General features: G+C 66.2%; 18 protein-coding genes. 12 read left to right on the forward strand and 6 right to left on the reverse strand.

Features of this window, described 5'->3' with window-relative positions; genetic code table 11:
- Window positions 1–6 precede the first annotated feature (6 nt).
- Both ABDJ38_RS04085 and ABDJ38_RS04090 read right to left on the reverse strand, forming a co-directional pair.
- The gene (locus ABDJ38_RS04085; protein WP_346783783.1) at window positions 7–1,782 is read right to left on the reverse strand and encodes a transglycosylase SLT domain-containing protein; all 1,776 of its coding nucleotides are present in this window, start codon (window positions 1,780–1,782) and stop codon (window positions 7–9) included.
- On the reverse strand, window positions 1,779–2,540 hold the full coding sequence (locus tag ABDJ38_RS04090; protein ID WP_346783784.1) for a uracil-DNA glycosylase family protein: 762 nt from the start codon (window positions 2,538–2,540) through the stop codon (window positions 1,779–1,781). The genes ABDJ38_RS04085 and ABDJ38_RS04090 overlap by 4 nt, the downstream gene beginning before the upstream one ends.
- Window positions 2,541–2,580: 40 nt before the next feature.
- Between ABDJ38_RS04090 and ABDJ38_RS04095 the strand changes: the two genes are divergently transcribed.
- The 8 genes from ABDJ38_RS04095 (at window position 2,581) to ABDJ38_RS04130 (ending at window position 11,758) form a co-directional block, all read left to right on the forward strand.
- Entirely contained in the window at window positions 2,581–4,242 is a 1,662-nt protein-coding gene (locus ABDJ38_RS04095; protein WP_346783785.1) for an electron transfer flavoprotein-ubiquinone oxidoreductase, read from the forward strand.
- A gap of 26 nt (window positions 4,243–4,268) precedes the next feature.
- Window positions 4,269–4,682: a hypothetical protein gene (locus ABDJ38_RS04100; protein ID WP_346783786.1), complete on the forward strand. Its 414-nt coding sequence runs from the start codon at window positions 4,269–4,271 to the stop codon at window positions 4,680–4,682.
- 225 nt (window positions 4,683–4,907) lie between these two features.
- Window positions 4,908–5,807 (forward strand): GHMP family kinase ATP-binding protein, encoded by a 900-nt coding sequence (locus tag ABDJ38_RS04105; RefSeq protein ID WP_346783787.1) that lies wholly within the window; start codon window positions 4,908–4,910, stop codon window positions 5,805–5,807.
- Window positions 5,808–5,999: 192 nt separating this feature from the next.
- Window positions 6,000–6,722: an N-formylglutamate amidohydrolase gene (locus ABDJ38_RS04110; protein WP_346783788.1), complete on the forward strand. Its 723-nt coding sequence runs from the start codon at window positions 6,000–6,002 to the stop codon at window positions 6,720–6,722.
- A gap of 96 nt (window positions 6,723–6,818) precedes the next feature.
- On the forward strand, window positions 6,819–8,684 hold the full coding sequence (gene ilvD, locus ABDJ38_RS04115; protein ID WP_346783789.1) for a dihydroxy-acid dehydratase: 1,866 nt from the start codon (window positions 6,819–6,821) through the stop codon (window positions 8,682–8,684).
- A gap of 41 nt (window positions 8,685–8,725) precedes the next feature.
- Complete coding sequence (locus tag ABDJ38_RS04120; RefSeq protein ID WP_346783790.1) at window positions 8,726–9,166, forward strand: hypothetical protein; 441 nt, start codon at window positions 8,726–8,728, stop codon at window positions 9,164–9,166.
- A 4-nt stretch (window positions 9,167–9,170) separates the two neighbouring features.
- On the forward strand, window positions 9,171–10,565 hold the full coding sequence (locus ABDJ38_RS04125) for an NAD(P)H-hydrate epimerase (protein WP_346783791.1): 1,395 nt from the start codon (window positions 9,171–9,173) through the stop codon (window positions 10,563–10,565).
- Window positions 10,562–11,758 carry a class I SAM-dependent RNA methyltransferase gene (locus ABDJ38_RS04130; protein WP_346783792.1) on the forward strand — a complete coding sequence of 399 codons (1,197 nt, stop codon included), beginning with the start codon at window positions 10,562–10,564 and terminating at the stop codon, window positions 11,756–11,758. Before ABDJ38_RS04125 ends, ABDJ38_RS04130 begins: the two co-directional genes overlap by 4 nt.
- Here ABDJ38_RS04130 and ABDJ38_RS04135 read toward each other — a convergent pair.
- Genes ABDJ38_RS04135 through ABDJ38_RS04150 form a run of 4 tightly spaced genes read right to left on the reverse strand, consistent with a single transcriptional unit; the run spans window position 11,720 to window position 14,493 of the window.
- The gene (locus tag ABDJ38_RS04135; protein ID WP_346783793.1) at window positions 11,720–12,547 is read right to left on the reverse strand and encodes a hydrolase 1, exosortase A system-associated; all 828 of its coding nucleotides are present in this window, start codon (window positions 12,545–12,547) and stop codon (window positions 11,720–11,722) included. The genes ABDJ38_RS04130 and ABDJ38_RS04135 overlap by 39 nt on opposite strands.
- A complete protein-coding gene (locus tag ABDJ38_RS04140; protein WP_346783794.1) occupies window positions 12,544–13,194 on the reverse strand; it encodes an alpha/beta hydrolase family protein in 651 nt (216 codons plus the stop codon). The genes ABDJ38_RS04135 and ABDJ38_RS04140 overlap by 4 nt, the downstream gene beginning before the upstream one ends.
- Window positions 13,195–13,200: 6 nt before the next feature.
- On the reverse strand, window positions 13,201–13,494 hold the full coding sequence (locus tag ABDJ38_RS04145; RefSeq protein WP_346783795.1) for an acyl carrier protein: 294 nt from the start codon (window positions 13,492–13,494) through the stop codon (window positions 13,201–13,203).
- 12 nt (window positions 13,495–13,506) lie between these two features.
- Window positions 13,507–14,493, reverse strand: coding sequence for a GNAT family N-acetyltransferase (locus tag ABDJ38_RS04150; protein ID WP_346783796.1), 987 nt, complete (start codon window positions 14,491–14,493; stop codon window positions 13,507–13,509).
- A gap of 20 nt (window positions 14,494–14,513) precedes the next feature.
- Here ABDJ38_RS04150 and ABDJ38_RS04155 point away from each other — a divergent pair, with 20 nt between their 5' ends.
- The 4 genes from ABDJ38_RS04155 (at window position 14,514) to ABDJ38_RS04170 (ending at window position 19,632) form a co-directional block, all read left to right on the forward strand.
- Window positions 14,514–16,028, forward strand: coding sequence for an acyl-CoA ligase (AMP-forming), exosortase A system-associated (locus tag ABDJ38_RS04155; protein WP_346783797.1), 1,515 nt, complete (start codon window positions 14,514–14,516; stop codon window positions 16,026–16,028).
- Entirely contained in the window at window positions 16,025–17,251 is a 1,227-nt protein-coding gene (locus tag ABDJ38_RS04160) for a pyridoxal-dependent decarboxylase, exosortase A system-associated (protein ID WP_346783798.1), read from the forward strand. Before ABDJ38_RS04155 ends, ABDJ38_RS04160 begins: the two co-directional genes overlap by 4 nt.
- Window positions 17,252–17,453: 202 nt before the next feature.
- Window positions 17,454–18,095 carry an XrtA/PEP-CTERM system exopolysaccharide export protein gene (locus ABDJ38_RS04165; RefSeq protein WP_346783799.1) on the forward strand — a complete coding sequence of 214 codons (642 nt, stop codon included), beginning with the start codon at window positions 17,454–17,456 and terminating at the stop codon, window positions 18,093–18,095.
- Between the two features lie 16 nt (window positions 18,096–18,111).
- Entirely contained in the window at window positions 18,112–19,632 is a 1,521-nt protein-coding gene (locus ABDJ38_RS04170) for an XrtA system polysaccharide chain length determinant (RefSeq protein ID WP_346783800.1), read from the forward strand.
- Window positions 19,633–19,636: the final 4 nt, after the last annotated feature.

A 19,636-nucleotide genomic window follows, 5' to 3' on the forward strand; every position in this document is an offset into this window, starting at 1 on the left:
AGTGCCTTAGTTGGAGAAGTAGACGCGGCCGCTGGTCTGCCCACGTTCCTCGCCGGCGGTGCCGGTGGTGAGCTGCGGCCAGACGTTCTGCGCCAAAGCGCGGCGACTGGCCGAGGGGGCGCGGGCCTGCCGCTCGTACATCCAGTAGTTGCGCATCACGATGGCGACATAGCTGCGCGTCTCCCAATAAGGAATCGCCTCCATGTAAAGCAGCGGATCGTTCTGGTCGTTGACCTCGCTCTCCCAGCGGCGAACCGGAGTGAGGCCGGCGTTATAAGCCGCCATCATCTTGGGCAGCTCGCCCCTGATAGAAGAATCGTCGCGCAGCATCTGGATGTTGCACTGGCCCAGCGCGAGGTTGGTGCTCTCGTCGAACACGTTGATGGAACCGGACGACTGGCCGACGCAGCCCGCGTGCTGGCGCACAGTGATCGGCGTAATCTGCATCAACCCTTGTGCATTGGCCGGGCTCACCGCGCTGGCGCGGAAGTTCGATTCCTGCAGGATATGCGCAAAGGCCAGCGCCGGATCGATCTGCCACCCGCCGCGCGGTGCGATCTTGGGCGCAGGGAAGTAGGAGGCCGGGTCGCTGCTGGTGCCGACCGGCGCGTTGTAGGCCATGTAAAGCTGTGTCTGCGGGAATCCGAGCGAGCGGGCCAGACGCGAGAGCGCGGCATAGTTGCCGGCCGGGCCGATGGCCGCTTCATGCAGAAGCACCTCGCTGCTGAGCACGTCGCGGCCCAGTTCTGCCAGCGCAATGGCAGTCCGGACGTTGTCATTACCGCCGAGCTGCTGCCAGTCGGTCTCGGAGAAGTCGGCGCTTTCCACCCGGTCGGGCAAGTCGCGGCCCAACTGCTCGGCAGCGAGCATTCCGTACATCGTGCCGTCGTTGGCTGCAGCCTGTCCGAGCATCTCGGTAGCCAGATCGGGCTGGCGGCACAGCAGCGCGGAGCGGGCACCCCAGTAGAGCGCTGCCGTGCGCAGTTCCGGGTTGATCGCGTTGTAGGCTGAGCGCCGGAACGCATCGAGCGCGCCTTCGCAATCGTTGAGTCGCCACGAGGCCAGCCCCTCGACCCACTGCCCCTCGGCCACCCATTCGCCAGTACCTTCGCTCACGGTGCGGGCCATGGCCAGCGACTGAGCGTCCATATTCTCGATGAAGTATGACCAGGCGACGCGCTGGCGCCATTCGGCCCGTGCATCGGAGCTGAGCGAGGCGTCGATCCCGTCGAGCAGCTGGCGTGCGCCATTGGGATCATCGTTGGTGATGCGTTCGAGGATCGCGGCTTCGAGCGATGAAGGCATCGTGCCATCGTTCACCGAGCGCGGGCGGGTGCGGCGGACCTGTCCCGGCTGCTGGACGAACCCTTGTTTGGCGGGCAGCGTCAAGGGCACCGATGCCCCGCGCCGTTCGCCCAGACGGGCCAGTTGCTCGGCCTGCGGCAGGTTGCGACCGCTCTGCATCCAGGCCTCGATCTGCGGAGCCTCGACGCGCGGCGAATTGGCGGCAAGGTAATACTCGGCGCGGGCGACCGCGTGGAGCGGCCCATCCGGCCGTTGCGCCAGCAGGCTTTCGACCTCACCCCAGCGCTCTCCGTCGATGGCGCTGAACAGCGCGCCGTAATAGTCGCGGTCAGACTGGTTGAGCACCTGTGGCACGTCGCTCTGGGTTATGCGGGCGGTGAAATAGGTGCGCGAATCCTGCGCCGTGGCGGGCGCACACAGGCAGGCCGTGGCGGCGAGGCCAAGGGCCATGCGTAGGGTCAATGGGCGAAGCGTCATTGGCTGGGCATCCAGTCAAGCAGCGCGCGCCACAGGCGGGCGCGCTGGCGTGGGTGAGCAACGAGGTGTTCGGGCGCGCGCGCGGTGAGCGCCGGGATATCGGCAAGCTGGCCTTGACCCTGCGCCAGCCCGAGCATCTGCCCCATGCCGTCGCCCAGAACCAACACCCGCTGTGGCGCGGCGAGTGCGATATGGCGCTCGGTGATGGCGTTAAGGCCGACGCGCGCTAGGCCGGGCCAGTCGGGCATGGTGGTGGGGCAAGGCAGGGCGCTGGCGAAATAGGCTTTGTCTTCCGTCAAACCGAGTGCGCGCAGGATGTTCTCGAGCAAACGCCCGTGATCGCCCGCGAGCAGCCGATCACTGTCGCCAAATTCAGGCATCGGCACCAGCACCATGATTGGCGCCTCGGCAGGGCCACGCGCGGCGACCCGGTTGCCATGCGCAAGCGGAAGCTCGGTCGTCGGGTCTTGCCACCAACTGGCGAAGGCTTCGAGCGAGGTCGGCAAGGTCGAGGCATCAAAGCTCGGAACCGCCTCTGCCTCGGCTTGGGCCGTTGCTTCGGCCGCTTTCGGCATTGCCTCGGGACTGGCTACCTTCTCACGCAGCAGCGCCTGCGGCTCGTCGTCGAACAGGTGATCGACACCCGCATCGGCCCACCACGCATTTATCGCGGCAAGCTGATCGGCGAAAGAACCAGCAGGTGAATTGTCGAACCCGAGCACGGCGCCACCCTTGACGTTGGCGTGGCTAGCGATCAAGCCCCAGTGCCATGATCTCACTGCAAAACGGGCCGAAACGATGAGTGCGGAGACGGAAATAGAACGCGAAAGCATGCCCTGCGACGTCGTGATCGTCGGCGGTGGCCCGGCCGGCCTTTCCGCCGCAATCCGGCTGAAGCAGCTCAATGAAGAGCTGGAAGTGGTCGTGCTCGAAAAGGGCTCGGAGATCGGCGCGCATATTCTTTCGGGCGCGGTGGTCGATCCCAAGGCGCTCGACGAGCTGCTGCCAGAATGGCGCACGATGGACTGCCCGATGGCCGAAGTGCCGGTCACCGATAACTGGCACTGGCAGCTTTCGAAGGGCGGCAAGACCAGTCTGCCCCACGCTTTCATGCCCCCGCTGATGAGCAACAAGGGCTGCTACACCGGCTCGCTCGGCAATCTGACGCGCTGGCTTGCCGAACAGGCCGAGGCGCTGGGCGTGATGGTGTTCCCCGGCTTCCCCGCCGCCGAAGTGATGCTTGGCGAGGATGGCGCGGTGACCGGCGTGATCACGCAGGACATGGGCGTTGCTGCCGATGGCAGCCATAAGGGCGATTTCCAGCCGGGAATGGCAATCGAGGCCAAGTACACTCTGCTCGCCGAGGGCGCGCGCGGCAACCTTACCAAGCAGATGAAGGCGCGCTTCGATCTGGAAGCGAACTGCGAGCCGCAGGTCTATGGCCTCGGCATCAAGGAGCTGTGGGACATTGATCCGGCCAAACACGTGCCGGGCCGGGTGATCCACACGCAGGGCTGGCCTTTGAGTGAGAGCGATACCTGGGGCGGGGGCTTCCTCTATCATCAGGCAGGCGGACAGGTGGCCTTGGGCTTCGTGACCGCGCTCGATTACAAGAACCCCTACGTCAGCCCGTTCCACGAATTTCAACGCTGGAAGCAGCACCCGGAAATCCGCGCGATCCTCGAAGGCGGCAAGCGCGTGGCTTATGGCGCGCGGGCGATCAACGAGGGCGGGTGGCAGTCGGTGCCGCAACTGGCCTTCCCCGGCGGCGCGCTGATCGGCTGTGCGGCAGGCTTCGTGAACGTGCCGCGCATCAAGGGTAGCCACACCGCGATGAAGAGCGGGATGCTGGCGGCCGAGAGCGTGGCGGCAGCGATTGCTGCGGGCCGCGAGCATGACGCGGTGATGGAATACGATGCGGCTCTGCGCGAGAGCTGGATCGCCACGGAGCTGAAGCTGGTGAAGAACGCGCAGCCCGCCGTCGCCAAGTTCGGGGGCGAGATCGGCACCGTGCTGGCGGGGGCGGACATGTGGATGCGCTCGCTGAAGATCGGCCTGCCGATCACGATGAAGCACCACCGCGATTACGAAGAGCTGCAACGCGCCGACCTGCACCAGCCGATCGAGTACCCCGCGCCTGATGGGAAGATCAGCTTCGACCGGCTCACCAGCGTGTCCTACTCGTTCACCAACCACGCCGAGGATCAGCCCAACCACCTCAAGGTGGCGGACATGGAGCTGCAGCGGGTGAGCGAGCTGGGCGTCTTTGCGGGTCCGTCGACGCGCTATTGCCCGGCGGGGGTCTACGAGTGGCTGATCGAGGACGGCAAGGAGCCGAAGTTCCAGATCAACGCGCAGAACTGCGTCCACTGCAAGACCTGCGACATCAAGGACCCGAACCAGAATATTACCTGGACCACGCCCGAGGGCGGTGGTGGGCCGAACTATCCAAATATGTGAGGGCAGATTTTGAAGCGATTGCGGACGTGAGCAAATTGGCCGATACTATTCTGATGAGCGGTCGAACAAAGCCTCTGACTATCGCTTTCTATCTTGCTTTCGCTGTGTGGTTCATAGCGATGATCTATGTTGGAACGGGGCTTTATCGATGGCTCATCCATCCTTACGCGCAAATCGTGTTCAATGGCGCTCTTTGGGTAACATTTATTGCAATTGTTGTCGCAGTGGCTCGTCGGTCACTTCGCCTCGCATCAATTCCCTGGATTGATTTGGTTGTCTTTGGTTGCGCTCTTGTAGCTCTCGACTTGTTTTGGCGATTTTATCTGAGCTTGCATGCCTGGGATGCCTACAAGATTACTTCAGTCATGGCTGACGCTGCCGCGCCTATAATTTGTGGAATTGGCATTGTTGCATTTGTGGGAGAGTGGCGGCGCGTATGACAGCGCGCGCGCAGCTGCCCATGACCGGGTTCGCTCGGAATGGTTGCGCTCGCAGGTGATTGCGACCACGCGGATTCCGGCACGTTTGATTCTGGGTGAGGTTGAGCCGGTTGTGGTGCGGATAGTCGAGATTTGTCGGGAGCGGATCGGGCGGGGGGCTTTCCAGCGGCCCGTGCCCCTCCACCATGCTGCGCATGGTCCCCCTCCCCCGGTGGGGGAGGATTGATGCAAGAAACCGCCTACGCCAAGATCAACCTCGCGCTGCATGTCCGCAAGCGGCGGGAGGACGGCTATCACGAGCTCGAAACGCTGTTCGCCTTCGTCGATGGCGGCGACACGCTGCTGGCCAAGCGCGCCGAGCAGGACCGGTTGCAAGTGGTCGGCGAATTCAGCACCTTCCTCACCTCTCCCCTCCCCACCGGGGAGGGGTTGGGGGTGGGGGCTCCGGCATTCGATGATCAAGACGGCGCAAGCCCCCCACCCCACCCCCCCCCCCAAGGGGGGAGGAGTTCTGGCGCGAACATCGTCATGCAGGCGCTGGGCGCGCTGCCTCGGCCCAACGGCCTCGCCATCACGCTGGAGAAGAACCTCCCCGTCGCGGCGGGGCTGGGCGGGGGCTCGGCTGACGCCGGGGCGCTGTTCCGGGTGGTGGAGCGCGCGCACGGCCTGCCCGACGACTGGCGCACCCGCGCCGCAAAGCTCGGCGCCGATGTTCCGGCTTGCGTCGAGAGCATCACCTGCGTCGGGCGCGGGACAGGGACCGATCTCGAACCCATCGACAGCGACCTCACCGGAACGCCTGTCCTGCTGGTCAACCCGCGCGTGCCGCTCGCCACCGGGCCGGTGTTCAAGGCGTGGGACGGCAAGGATCGCGGCCCGATGCCCGAGGGCACCGCACGCGAAATCGCCCAGGCAGGCCGCAACGACCTGCGCGATCCCGCGATCAGCCAGTGCCCGGTGATCGCCGAGGTGCTGGCGGCGCTCGGCCAGAGCGCTGCGTGGAAGGTCGAAATGTCCGGCTCGGGCGCGACCTGCTTTGCTCTGTTCGATACCACTGAAGCCCGCGATGCGGCGGCGGCGGCTATGCCAAGCGAATGGTGGCAGATGGCGGGGAAGTTGCGGTAGGAAGTTCAGAACCCCGTCCGCTCGCCCTGAGCTTGTCGAAGGGCCGTCCTTACTTTCACCCTCGCGCTGAATTCTGAAGAGAAGGGCAATCCTTCGACAAGCTCAGGATGAGCGGGTGTTGGTGTTTGGCTCAACATGAACAGGTGTCGCGCTGGGTAAGGACGAGCGCGAATTTTGCTGTATAGGCGCCCCATGACCTTCACCCCCTTCCGCCAGATCGGCACCCCCACGCGCAGCGGCATCGTTGCCGTTTGCGACCATGCCTCCAACCACGTTCCCGATGGCGTCGAACTGGGCGTCACCGCCGAGGTTCTCGAAAAGCACGTGGGCTGGGACATCGGCACCGCCGGAGTGGTCGAGCGGCTGGTGCGGAGGCATGGCATGGCAGCGCACCTTGCGACGCTCAGCCGCCTCGTGATCGACCTCCATCGCGAGGAAGAGTCCGCAGGCCTGATCCCCGAGGTAAGCGACGGCATCCTCATCCCCGGCAACATCGGAGCCGACCGCGAGGCGCGGATCGAGGCCTATCATCGCCCCTATCACGCGGCGATGGCGAGCTGGCTCGACGAGGCCGACCCGGCGCTGATCCTCTCGGTCCATTCGTTCACGCCTCGCATGGAAGATCGCGGCGAGCCGCGCCCCTGGGAGATCGCCCTCCTTTACAATGAAGACGACCGCGCCGCGCAGCACGCGATGAAGTTCTTTGCCGATCAGGGTCTCGTCGTGGGCAACAACGAGCCCTATTCGGGCCGCCAACTCAACGCGACGATGAACCGCCATGCAGAGGCTCATGGCCGCCCCTATTGCGCAATCGAAATTCGCAACGACATGATTACCAACGAGACCGGCCAGGCCCGCTTTGCCAAGCTGCTCGCGCAGATGGGTCAGACGGTTGTCCACGCGCTGGCAGGCTAGGCGAGCCGTTGCAGGTGCAACCGCATTAGCGCTTAGCTTCACGCCTTCGCTGCGCTAAAGGCGCAGCCACAAGCAAATTCAGTCAGGACAAGTTCAATGCCCGCCTATCGTTCCCGCACCTCCACCCACGGCCGCAACATGGCAGGCGCGCGCGGGCTCTGGCGCGCGACCGGCATGAAGGATGGCGACTTCGGCAAGCCGATCATCGCCGTGGTGAACAGCTTTACCCAGTTCGTGCCCGGCCACGTCCACCTGAAGGACCTCGGCCAGCTGGTCGCGCGCGAGATCGAGGCTGCGGGCGGTGTTGCCAAGGAATTCAACACCATCGCGGTCGACGACGGGATCGCCATGGGCCACGACGGGATGCTCTACTCGCTGCCCAGCCGCGACCTGATCGCCGACAGCGTGGAATACATGGTCAACGCGCATTGCGCCGACGCGATGGTCTGCATCTCCAACTGCGACAAGATCACGCCTGGCATGCTGATGGCCGCGATGCGGATCAACATCCCGGTGGTGTTCGTCAGCGGCGGGCCGATGGAAGCGGGCAAGGTTGTGCTCAAGGGCAAGGAAAGGGCGCTCGACCTCGTCGACGCCATGGTTGCCGCCGCCGACGAAAGCTATACCGACGAGGAAGTTTCCGACATCGAGCGCTCGGCCTGCCCGACCTGCGGCTCGTGCTCGGGCATGTTCACCGCCAACTCGATGAACTGCCTGACCGAGGCGCTTGGCCTGTCGCTGCCGGGCAATGGCTCGCAGCTTGCCACCCATTCGGACCGCAAGGGCCTGTTCGAACGCGCCGGGCGGCTCGTGGTGGCGCTGGCCAAGCGCTACTACGAGGAAGACGATGCCACGGTTCTGCCGCGCAATATCGCCAGCTTCGAAGCCTTCGAAAACGCGATGAGCCTCGATATCGCGATGGGCGGCTCGACCAACACCGTGCTGCACCTGCTCGCCGCCGCCAACGAGGCGGGGGTCGACTTCACCATGGCCGATATCGACCGGCTGAGCCGGAAGGTGCCGTGCCTGTGCAAGGTCGCTCCGGCGAAGAACGACGTGCATATGGAAGACGTCCACCGCGCGGGCGGGATCATGGCGATCCTCGGCGAGCTTGACCGGGCTGGCCTGCTGCACACCGCGCTGCCCACTGTCCATTCGCCGACGCTCGGCGATGCGCTGGCCGACTGGGACATCGCGCTCACCAACAATCCGGTGGTCCAGGAATTCTACAAGGCCGCGCCGGGCGGCGTACCGACGCAGACCGCCTTCAGCCAGTCGCGCCGCTGGGACGATGTCGACCGCGACCGCGAGAACGGCGTGATCCGCAGCGGCAAGCATGCCTTCTCGCAGGATGGCGGCCTTGCGGTGCTTTACGGCAATATCGCGGAAGACGGCTGCATCGTGAAGACCGCCGGTGTCGACGAGAGCATCCTCAAGTTCTCCGGTCCGGCGCGCGTGTTCGAAAGCCAGGATGCGGCGGTCGAGGCGATCCTCGCGGGCAAGGTGGGCGAGGGTGACGTGGTCATTATCCGTTACGAAGGCCCGCGCGGCGGCCCCGGGATGCAGGAGATGCTCTACCCGACCAGCTACCTGAAATCGAAGGGCCTGGGCAAAGCCTGCGCCCTGCTGACCGACGGGCGCTTCTCGGGCGGCACTTCCGGCCTCTCGATCGGCCATGCCTCGCCCGAGGCGGCGGAGGGCGGCAATATCGGCCTCGTCGAAGAGGGCGACGTAATCACCATCGACATTCCGGGCCGCACCATCGCGATGGAAGTGTCCGACGCGGACCTTGCCGCGCGCCGTGCGGAAATGGAGGCGAAGGGCGATGCCGCATGGCAGCCTGCCGCCGTGCGCACGCGGCGGGTATCGCCCGCCTTGCAAGCCTATGCCGCGATGACGACCAGCGCAGCCAAGGGCGCAGTGCGCGATGTCACGCAGGTTACCGGGAAGAACCGGGCGTAGGCCCTTTCCTACGGGGGCTTTGCGAGAGTAAGCTCGCCGCCATGATGCTGACCTCGCTCCTCTTCCGACGCCGCGCTCGCCATGTCTTCGGGTCGCGGCTCAGGCGGGACAGTTTTTTTGCCTCAGGACCGTGTAACACCTGTCACACCTTGGGCCTTGCCGGGCTGGCCGCGCTCACGCTGGCCGGATGCGGCAGCGCCAGCGGCGATGAGCTGGCGGAAGGCGCTGTGATGGTCGAATGCGCGGTCGTGGGGGCGGCCTCGTTTGCGCCCGATTGCAGCATGGAGCTGCGCGAGGATAGCGATGGCCGCACCGCGATCCTGCGCCATCCCGACGGGGGCTTCCGCCGGTTCCAGCTTGGCGTTCCGGGCGAAGGCCTGATCACCGCCGATGGGATGGAGCAGGCCGAGGTCGTGCCCGGTGAGGGGATAGTCGAGGTGCGCGTGGGGGCAGACCGCTACCGTCTGCCGATGAAGCCTTAGCGGTATGGAAGCGCCCAACCAGATCCTCACCGCAGCGCAGATGCGCAGCGCGGAAGATCGCCTCATCGAAGGCGGCACCAGCGTCATGGAGTTGATGGAAAGGGCCGGACACGGCGCGGCGGACTGGGTCTATCGCATTGCGGCGGGGCGCAAGGTCACGGTGCTGTGCGGCCCCGGCAACAACGGCGGCGATGGCTATGTGATCGCCCGCGTGCTGGCCGAACGCGGCGTGCCGGTGGAGGTGGTCGCCCCGCGCGCTCCCACGACCGATGCAGCGAAAGAGGCACGCGCGCGTTGGGGCGGCGAGCCGGTCGCAACGGCCAAGGGCGCGGTGCTGGTCGATTGCCTGTTCGGAACGGGCCTCTCGCGTCCGCTTTCGGACGATCTGCATCGGCTGCTGATCGAGCTGAGCTACCATCACGAGCACTGGATCGCGGTGGACCTGCCAAGCGGGATCGACGCTGACAGCGGCGAACTGCTCAACGATCGGCTTCCCGTCTACAGCCTCACCATCGCGCTCGGCGCGTGGAAGCTGGCGCACTGGATGATGCCCGCGCAGGCCATCATGGGCGACATGCGGCTCGTCGATATCGGGGTGATGCCGGTGGAGGGCGCGGCGAGCCTGTCGGAACGACCGCTCCTGTTCGCGCCCGAGCGTGATGACCACAAGTACTCGCGCGGGCTGTTGGCCGTGATCGGCGGCGCGATGCCCGGCGCCGGTGTGCTGGCCTCGCGCGCGGCGATGCACGGCGGGGCGGGCTATGTGAAGCTTTACAGCGATCACGATGGCCTGCCCGGTGTGCCGCCCGATCTGGTGGTGGCAAGCGAGGCCATGCCCGCGCTGGCGACCGATCCGCGCATCTCCGCTGTGCTCATCGGGCCTGGGCTGGGCCGCTCGGAAGAAGCGCGTTCGGTGCTGGCCTGGGCGCTCGCCTGCGATCTGCCGACCGTCTGCGATGCCGACGCGCTGGTCTTGCTCGAACCCGAGATGCTGGAGGACCGCAGCACGCCGCTGGTGCTCACGCCGCACGCGGGCGAGCTCGATGCCATCGGCAACGCCTTCGCCAGCTCGGAGCCCGACCGGCTCGAACAGCTCACCGAGCTGGCCGAGGCGATCGAGGGCGTGCTGGTGGCCAAGGGGCCGGATACGATCGTGGCCGCACCGGGCCGCCCGCCGGTGTTCATGCCGCCCGCGCCCAGCTGGCTATCGACCGCGGGCACTGGCGACGTGCTGGCGGGCCTTATCGCCAGCCAGCTTGCTGTGGGCGAAGTGACCGCCTTTCAGGCAGCGCAAAACGGCTGCTGGCTCCATCGTGAGGCAGCGCTGCGCGCCGGACCTGCGTTCTCGGCAAGCGATCTGGTCGCGCAGGTTCCGGCAGCCTATGGGGCCTTCCTGTGAGCGAAACCGAACAGATCATCCGCATCGCCGCCAAGGGCGATGGCATTACCGCAAGCGGGCGTCACGTCCGCTATGCTGCCCCCGGCGACACCATCAGCGCTGACGGTGCGATTACGCCAGGGCCGCACCATGCCACTCCGCCATGCCGGCACTTCGGCAAGTGTGGCGGATGCCAGTTGCAGCACTGCGACGACGAGGCGCTGGCCGGCTTCGTGCGCGACCGGGTGGTGAACGCCGCCGAGGGGCAGGGGCTGGTGCCGGCCAAGGTCGCCGCGCCGCACATGTCGCCGCCGAACTCGCGCCGCCGCGCTTCGCTGCGCGCGATCAACGGCGGCGGCCGCGCCGTGATCGGCTTCAACGAGGGCGGCTCGCACAAGGTCGTCGACATGCGCGAGTGCCATGTGCTGCGCCCTGAGCTGATGGCTGCGCGCGACACGCTGGCGGCATACTTCGGCAAGCTGAAGGGCAAGTTCGCCATCGGGGTGGAGCTGGCCTTGCTCGATCAGGGTATCGACTGCCTGTTGTCGGGCTTCATGCCTGAGGGGCTGGAGCAGACCGAAGACCTGCTGGAGCTGTGCCGCCGTTCGGGCTTTGCACGGTTGTCGCTCGATCAGGGCTATGGACCGGAGGGGTTCTGGGAGCCCGAGCCGGTGACGATCACGCTGTCGGGCACGCCGGTCGCCTGTCCGCCCGGCGCCTTCCTGCAAGCGACCGACGATGGCGAGGCGGCGCTGGCCGGCGCGGCTCAGGAATGGCTCGCCGGTTGTACCAACGTGGCGGACCTGTTCAGCGGGCTCGGCACCTTCGCGCTGGCGCTGGGTGAGGGCCGCAAGGTGCTGGCGGCAGAGGCCGAGCGGGCCGCCTTGCTCGCCTGCCGCACGGCGGGCGCGAAGGCGGGCTTGCAGTTGGAGGCCGCGCACCGCGACCTGTTCCGCAACCCCCTGCGCGCCGAAGAGCTGCGCGGCTTCGACGGCATCGTGCTTGACCCGCCGCGTGCAGGCGCACGGACGCAGGTCGAACAGATCGCGGCTTCTGGGGTGGAGCGGGTGGTCTACATCAGCTGCAACCCGTCAAGCTGGGCGCGCGATGCCACACTGCTGCGCGAGGCGGGTTACGAGCTGGCAGAGCTGCGCCCGGTCGGCCAGTTCCGCTGGTCAATCCACGTCGAGCTGGCCAGTCTGTTTGTTAAATAGGGCCTGTTCGTCAAGCGCGGCGATTAGCTGGCTGAACAGCCAGTCGCTGTCGGCCCTTGCGGAGAAGGCGTGATCGGCCCCCTCGCGGCGATGGAGGCGCGGGTCGGACTGGTCCCACACGGTGGCAAAGGCCTGCGCGGTGCGGTCGCGCATGGCGAGCAGGATGCGGGCGGGGCCGGCAAACCGGCTCAGCCCTTTGCGCATGTCCTCGGCCAGCGACGAGGGCGCGGCGGGTTTGCTGAGCGCTCCTTGCAGGCCGCGCGCCAGCTTGCGCAGATCGACCCCTCCGCTCACCAAGCGAAGCCACTCGCGCGGGTCCTTGAGGCGGGCGGCATAGCGGGCGCGGATCGCCTCGGCGGGCATGGCCGAGGCATCGTCCGCGGTCTCGCCCTCGAAGGTCCACGGGTTGGCGAGTACCAGTCCGTCGCACCCGGAGCCCGCGCCGAGCATCAGCGCGCTGGCCGCATCGCAGTTGCCGAAGGCCACCACGCGGCGCAGGCCGGGTCGGGCAGCAGCGAAGGCGCGCAAGGCGGCGGTGATGTCGGGTGCGCTGCCGGTGAAACCGAGGTTGTCGCCGCTGCTGTCGCCCACGCCGCGCCGGTCGAAGCGGAGCACCGGGTAGCCTGCCTCGGCGATCCGGGCCGCAAGGCGGGCCTGTCCGGCGAAGGCTCCGGCGCGGGTCTCGTTGCCGCCGCTGACGATCAGCAGGCCGACCGGGCTTGCCGCCTCGTCGAGGGTGCAGGCGAGGGTGTCGCCCTGGCAGTCGGCGGTGAAGTGGGTGCGGCTCATCGGGTCAGCCCAGCGGCGATGAGGTCGGCCAGCGCGGCGGCTTGTTCGGGGTTGTGCTCGGGCTCGGTGCGCAGCCACAGCAACGGGCCGCCCGGTTCTAGCGGCGCAAGTGCATTCGGAGCGAGTGTGGCTTCGGCGAGGTCAGACACCATGGTCGCACCCAGATGGTAGCCCGCCAGCGCCAGCCCCTCGACCTTGCCGGTCTGGAGCAGGGCTTCGGTTGTCTCAGGGCGGCCAGCCTCCTTGGCGGCGAGCGTCCGCGCCCGGAGCAGCGCGCGCAAGGCCGACTTCCCGGCAAGCGGAGCATAGGCAAAGCCGGGCAGGTCGGGCACCAGGTTCGCGCCAGCACGAATGGTCAGCACATGCGAGCATCCGAAATGGTTCGTCGCTTCCCCAGCAGACGCGCGCCACGATCCGAGCGTCTGTTCGGGCAATGCTGACATGCTTTCGTTGCAACCGGGCAGGTCAGGCAGGACGCTGGCTATGCCGCGCTCGGCCAGCAGGCGCATCGTCTCTACGGTGAAGTGGCGGGTCTTGTTGCCCTCGTCGAACCAGGCAGGGAGGACAAGCAGGCAGGGGCCGGTGTCATCGCCAAAGCGGATTGCCAATTCGTCGCTGCCGCCGGGCGCCCGCCAGGTGGTCAGCACGGTCGGTCAGCCCTCGGCGCGCTTGGCGCTTACGAAGGCGAGCAAGGCGCCGTATGTCTCCAGCATGTCGCCATCGACCTCGTCGTCCTCGATCAGGATGTCGCAGCGGTCCTCGACCTCGGTGAGCAGCCCCGCCACCGCCATCGAGTCGAACTCGGGAATATGGCCAAACAGGCCCGAATCCGCATCAAGCTCGGCGACGCGTTCGTCCGACAGGCCCAGCACGTCGCGCAGGATCGCGCGCAGGATAGCGTCGGTATCGTCGGGCTGTGTCACCGAAGCGGGAAGATTGGTCGTCATAGTTTTTGGGCCTTAGCGAGGGCGGATCAGCGAAACAAGTTTGCGCAGGGCGGTCCTGGCCAGTTCGGGCCAGTTGCCGGGCGCGCCGGGCCTCAGACAGGTGAGACGACGGCGTTCGCGTATCTGTTCCATCCAGTCGCGCTTGTAGGCATCGTCGCCCGTGCCAAAGTCCACCAGCGCGACCTTGTCCACATCGATGACCTGCGCGAACAGCGCCGCTGATAGGGTGGTTCCGGGCGACAGCGGCTTCGCGCTCTCGCGGTGGGCGAGCTTGTGGATATAGGCCGTGCCGCCGTCGACGGTCCAGAACTGCGCGGCCACCGGTTGCCCTTCGGCCCGGGCGAGGCCGAAGCGCATCCGGCCCGCAGCGGCTTCCTCGATCGCGAAGCGTTTGAGCAGCGCCGGATCGCCCTCCTCGGGCTTCCAGCTATCGGCATAGATGTCTTCGTAGGCAGCCCAGTCCTGCTCATCGAACTCTTGCGAGAGCGCAATCTCGACCTTGCGGCCCTTGCGCTTGAGCGTGGTGCGCAGTTGCCCCGGGCGTTCTGCCAGATAGTCCGCATAGCTGCGTCCGTTCACGGTGAGCACGTGGTTCACGTCGCAGCGTTCGTCGCGCACGATCCAGCCCGTCCGGCGAAAGGCGTGGGCGAGCAGGGCGGTGCTGCCGTCTTCCACACTCAGTTTGTCGAGCACCACCCGGCGGCTGTGATGGGCAAGGTCCTGCGCCAAGACGCGCAGCAGGTCTGCATCCGGTGCGGGGCCGCTGTGCAGCGGCGCCCAGGTGAAGGCATACCAGTTGGTGAGCGAGATAAGGCTCGCGCCCTGCCGTTCGAGCGGCAGGCAGACATGTTTATCACCGTCACTGGCACAGACCAGATAGGGCCGCTTCCCCGCCTGTTCGAGCAACGCAAACCAGCGCGGCCGAGCAAAGGGCCCGGCGTCAGCCCAGCCTTGGGCTTGCAGATCGTTAAGACTGGCGTGATAGCTGATCGCTGTCACAGCAAAGAAGTCCCCATCTCTTGAAGCAGCCCGCAAACCTTTTCGAACCCGATCCTGCTCCGTGGCCGCTCGATCATCTCGCCCTGCGCGGGAGCGACGATAGCGCGGCTCTGGTGCTCAAGCACGAAGTCCTTAGCTGGAAGGACTTAAGAAGCCGTATCGGGCAGCTTGCGGGATGGCTGGCCGCGCGCGCGTCTGAGCCGGGTACGCGGGTGGCGAGCTGGGCGGGAAAGGGCGAACTGACCTGCCTGCTGCCGCTTGCTGCGGCGCGGGCAGGGGTGGTGCACGTCCCGATCAACCCGCTGCTCAAGCGCGCGCAGGTGGCGCATATCCTTGCAGACTGCGGGGCGAGCCTGCTGCTCGGAAACAAGGCGCGGCTGGCACTGCTCGAAGAGGGCGACCTGCCCGAAGGCTGCGCGGCGCTGGAGGATCTTACCGCGCTGGTCTGGGCTCAGGAGGCTGAAGCGCTGCCGCCCAGCACGGCCGATCCCGATACGCTGGCGGCCATCCTTTACACCTCAGGTTCGACCGGACGGCCCAAGGGTGTGATGCTCAGCCACACCAACATGTGGCTCGGCGCGGTCAGCGTCGCGCACTATCTCGGCATGGCCGCCGATGACGTGACGCTCGGCGTGCTGCCGCTGAGCTTCGACTACGGCCAGAACCAGTTGTTCTCGACCTGGTATGCCGGAGGCAGCGTGGTACCGCTCGATTACCTGACCCCGCGTGATGTGGTGAAGGCCTGCGCGCGCCATGGCGTGACCACGCTGGCGGCTGTCCCACCCTTGTGGGTGCAACTGATCGAGCAGGACTGGCCCGCCGAGGCCACCGCGCCGATGCGCAGGCTCACCAATTCGGGCGGCGCGCTGACTGAAGACATGGTCCGCGCCCTTCGCGGCATGTTTCCCGATGCGCGGCTGTTCCCGATGTACGGGCTGACCGAGGCCTTCCGTTCGACCTATCTCGACCCTTCGATGGTTGACGAACACCCGACCTCGATGGGTCGCGCCATCCCCTTCGCTGAAATCCTCGTGGTCGACGACAAGGGCGAACCGGCCAGCGAAGGCGAGCTGGTCCACTGCGGGCCGCTGGTTGCGCAGGGCTATTGGAACGACCCTGAGCGTACCGCCGAACGCTTCAAGCCTGCGCCCAGAGCTTCGCTTTATGGCGGAATGGCGGTTTACTCGGGCGACATGGTGCGCCGCGACGAACTCGGCCTTCTCCATTTCGTCGGCCGCTCCGACGCGATGATCAAGAGCGCGGGTAACCGCATCAGCCCGCAGGAAATCGAGGAAGCTGCGGTCGCCACCGGACTTGCCAGCGAGGCCGCCGCCTTCGGCGTGCCCGACGCGCGGCTCGGACAGGCGATCCATCTGGTCGTGCGCGGCAGCGGCGACGAGGAGGCCCTGCGCGCCGCGTTGCGGGCCGACCTCCCGAATTTCATGCAGCCTGCGGTGATCCGCTGGGTCGAGGCCATGCCTTTGAACCCCAATGGCAAGATCGACCGCGCTGCGCTCGCGAAGGAACATTCATGAAGCCGCTCGGTCCCATTCCGGAAGACTATACCGCCATTGACGGCGAACTCGCCATTGGCGGTCGCAAGGTGTCGGCGCTGGTCAAGGAAGCCCGGAGAACCCCGCTGTTCGTCTATTCGCGCGACATTATAGGCGCACGGGTCGCCGCCTTGCGCGCCGCCATGCCCGAGCAGCTCAGCATCCACTATGCGATGAAGGCCAACCCCTATCCGCCTTTGCTGGAGCATATGGCTGAGCTCGTCGACGGGCTCGACATTGCCTCGGGCGGAGAGCTGGAGATCGCGCGCAAGGCGGGCTACCTCCCGCGCGAGATCAGCTTTGCCGGGCCGGGAAAGCGCGATGGAGAACTCAAGGCCGCGATTACCACCGGGGTTACGCTCAACTGCGAAAGCGAAGGCGAAATTGCGCGCGCGCTGGCCATGGGCAAGGCGCTTTCGGTCAAGCCGCGGCTCGCCATCCGGGTTAACCCGGGTTTCGAGATGCGCGGCTCGGGCATGAAGATGGGAGGCGGTGCCAAGCCCTTCGGGATCGACGAAGAACAGGTTCCCGCTCTGGCGCGGCGGATCGTCGACGAAGGCGCGGATTGGCGCGGCTTTCACATCTATACCGGAAGCCAGGCGCTCGATGCGTCCGCCATTATCGAGACGCAGGCCAATGTCATCGCACTGGCCGCACGGCTCAGTGAAGAGGCGGGGGTCGCGGTGCCGCATCTCAACATGGGCGGCGGTTTCGGTATCCCCTATTTCGACAAGGATACCCCGCTCGATATCGGTGCCATCGGAGAAGCGCTGAAGGCAAATTTTGCGGAGCTGCCCGAACGTCTGCGCGAGACACGGTTTGCCATCGAGCTGGGCCGCTACCTGGTCGGCGAAGCGGGGGTCTATCTGACCCGGATCGTCGATCGCAAGGTGAGCCACGGCACGACCTACCTCGTCACCGACGGCGGTCTGCATCACCAGCTCGCCGCTTCGGGGAATTTCGGTGCCGTGGTGCGGCGGAACTATCCGCTTGCCATTGGCAGCAGCTTCGATAGTCCGGGCGAGGAAGAGGTGAGCGTGGTCGGGTGCCTGTGTACTCCGCTGGACCGGTTGGCCGACAATGTCCTCCTCCCACAAGCCGATGTTGGTGATCTGGTCGCGGTCTTTTGTGCCGGGGCCTATGGTGCCAGCGCCAGCCCGGCATCGTTTCTAGGGCAGGGACCAGCCGCCGAAATGCTCGTCTGAATTTGCCATATACCGGTTACCGCTGAGCTGTCCCTTATTGGGACGGGGGCTCACAAACCCCGCTATTCCGGCGGGTTCGGACGCAAAACTAACGCAATGTTCACCCTTTTTGGCGAGAAGCGGCTGCGGATCCAAGGGCCTTTGGGTTGCGCCGGGCTTAGTCCCGGCCGCGCCTCAGGTTCGACCACGTGAAGGACTTTCGATGCGAACGACAAAAATCGCCCGTTTCACTCTTGCCGGCGCGGCCCTTGCGCTGACGTTGAGCGGTTGCGCCACCAGCAGCGCGCCGCAGCTCGAACCGGCGCGGTTCGTGGCCATGCAGGAAGGTCCGGGCGAGGAATATGTCATTGGCCCGCTTGACGAATTGACCGTGCACGTGTGGCGCAACGACGAACTCGGCGCTTCGGTGCAGGTACGTCCTGACGGGCGCATCACCACCCCGCTGGTGGCGGATATGCCCGCCGTGGGCAAGACGCCGACCATGCTCGCCCAGGACATCCGCCTGCAGCTCTCGCAGTATATCGAGGAGCCGCTGGTCACCGTCATCGTGAACAAGTTTGCCGGCACCTTCAGCCAGCAGGTCCGCATCGTGGGCGCCACCGAGCAGCCCGCTTCGCTGCCATACCGCGCGAACATGACCCTGCTCGATGCGATGATCGCGGTGGGTGGCCTCAGCGAATATGCGGCAGGTAACCGCGCCAAGCTGATACGTTTCGATCGCGAGAGCGGCCAGCAGGCCGAATATTCCCTGCGCCTGTCCGACCTGCTGCGCAAGGGTGACAGTGATGCCAACGTGATGCTGATGCCGGGGGATGTCATCATCATCCCGGAAAGCATGTTCTGAACCGGAGGCGGGGGGCTTGAACCAACTTCTGGAAGAGGCACGGGCAGCGATATGGGCGGTGTGGAACCGTCGCTGGCTCGCGCTGGGCATTGCCTGGGGCCTGTGCCTGTTGGGCTGGCTGGTCGTGGCGCTGATCCCCAATTCCTACGAGAGCGAGACCCGCATCTTCATTCAGCTCGATGACGTGCTGGCCGAGCAGATCGGCATCGGCTCGGCCAGCCGCGCTCGCGATATCGACCGCATTCGCCAGACGCTGGTGAGTTCCGTCAACCTTGAAAAGGTCGTGCGCGCCACCCGGCTTGGCGATGCCGTCACGACCCCTGCGGAAATGGAGGCTGCCACCACCCAGCTGGGCAAGGAAATTGCGGTCGAAAGCCAGGGCGAGAACATCTTCGAGATTACCGTCACTATCGGCCGCAGCGACTTTTCCGACCGCGAGAACGCGGAACTCGCCCAGACCGTCACCCAGCGCATGATCGACATCTTCCGCGAGGAAAACCTCGGCGGTGCGCGCGACGAGATGCAGCAGTCTATCGCCTTCCTCAACGAACAGCTCGCAGAACGCGAAGCGGAGCTGGCCAAGGCCGAGGAAGAGCGCCTGGCGTTCGAGGCCGCCAACCCCGACCTCGTGGGCGGCTCGGCGGCGATCGCCTCGCAGATGAGCGCCACGCGCAACGAACTGCGTAGCGTCGAGGCCGATCTCGCTGCCGCACAGAGCGCGCTCGCCGCGCTGCGCGGCCAGCTTGCCAGCACGCCCCGCACCATCATCACCGCCAACTCGGGCGGCCCGCAGGCGGCACTGGCGCAGGCCGAAGCGAACCTTGCCGCGCTCCAGGCGCGCGGGCTCACCCCCGAACATCCCGACCTGATGGCCGCGCAGCGTACGGTGGAGAACCTGCGCGCGACCGTCCAGCGCTCTGGCCCCGGAAGCGGGGGTTCGCTTAACCCGGCCTTTACTTCGCTTCAGTCGATGCTGGTCGAGCGTGAAGCGAATGTGCAGGCGCTCATGTCGCGGGCCGCAGCCCTTCGTTCGGAGATCGCCTCGATCAACAGCAGCCTCGCGCGCGAACCTGGCGCGACCGCCGAGGCGCAACGCATCAGCCGCGATTACGACGTGCTGCGCAAGCGCTACGACGACCTGCTCAACGATCGCGAACAGCTTCGCCTGCGCGGCGATGTCGAGAGCGAGAACAGCGCGATCAAGTTCGAAGTGATCGACCCTCCGAGCACCCCGCGCGCGCCCGCCGCGCCCAATCGGCCACTGCTGCTGGCGGGCGTGCTGATAGTAGGGCTGGGAGCGGGGGCGGCCACTGCCTTTGCGCTGTCCAAGCTTGGTTCCACCTTTGCGACTGCGAGCCAGCTTGAACGCGAGATAGGGCTGCCGGTTATCGGCACGGTGTCGCATGTGTTCACCCCTGCGGGCCGCGCTTTGCGGGCCAGGCGTTTGAAGTATTTCGCTGTCGGCGTCGGCGGGCTAGGGCTGCTGTTTGTAATCCTGATGGGCCTCGAATTCGTCCAGCGCGGGCTGATGGCATGAGGAT

The organism is Aurantiacibacter flavus (assembly GCF_039710615.1).
Classification (GTDB): domain Bacteria; phylum Pseudomonadota; class Alphaproteobacteria; order Sphingomonadales; family Sphingomonadaceae; genus Alteraurantiacibacter; species Alteraurantiacibacter flavus.

Bases quoted from the DNA above. Each gene is read 5' to 3' on its own strand.
- ABDJ38_RS04085 (WP_346783783.1), bottom strand. From the start codon at position 1,782: ATGACGCTTCGCCCATTGACCCTACGCATGGCCCTTGGCCTCGCCGCC.
- ABDJ38_RS04095 (WP_346783785.1), top strand. From the start codon at position 2,581: ATGAGTGCGGAGACGGAAATAGAACGCGAAAGCATGCCCTGCGACGTC.
- ABDJ38_RS04105 (WP_346783787.1), top strand. From the start codon at position 4,908: ATGCAAGAAACCGCCTACGCCAAGATCAACCTCGCGCTGCATGTCCGC.
- ABDJ38_RS04110 (WP_346783788.1), top strand. From the start codon at position 6,000: ATGACCTTCACCCCCTTCCGCCAGATCGGCACCCCCACGCGCAGCGGC.
- ilvD (WP_346783789.1), top strand. From the start codon at position 6,819: ATGCCCGCCTATCGTTCCCGCACCTCCACCCACGGCCGCAACATGGCA.
- ABDJ38_RS04120 (WP_346783790.1), top strand. From the start codon at position 8,726: ATGATGCTGACCTCGCTCCTCTTCCGACGCCGCGCTCGCCATGTCTTC.
- ABDJ38_RS04125 (WP_346783791.1), top strand. From the start codon at position 9,171: ATGGAAGCGCCCAACCAGATCCTCACCGCAGCGCAGATGCGCAGCGCG.
- ABDJ38_RS04135 (WP_346783793.1), bottom strand. From the start codon at position 12,547: ATGAGCCGCACCCACTTCACCGCCGACTGCCAGGGCGACACCCTCGCC.
- ABDJ38_RS04145 (WP_346783795.1), bottom strand. From the start codon at position 13,494: ATGACGACCAATCTTCCCGCTTCGGTGACACAGCCCGACGATACCGAC.
- ABDJ38_RS04160 (WP_346783798.1), top strand. From the start codon at position 16,025: ATGAAGCCGCTCGGTCCCATTCCGGAAGACTATACCGCCATTGACGGC.
- ABDJ38_RS04165 (WP_346783799.1), top strand. From the start codon at position 17,454: ATGCGAACGACAAAAATCGCCCGTTTCACTCTTGCCGGCGCGGCCCTT.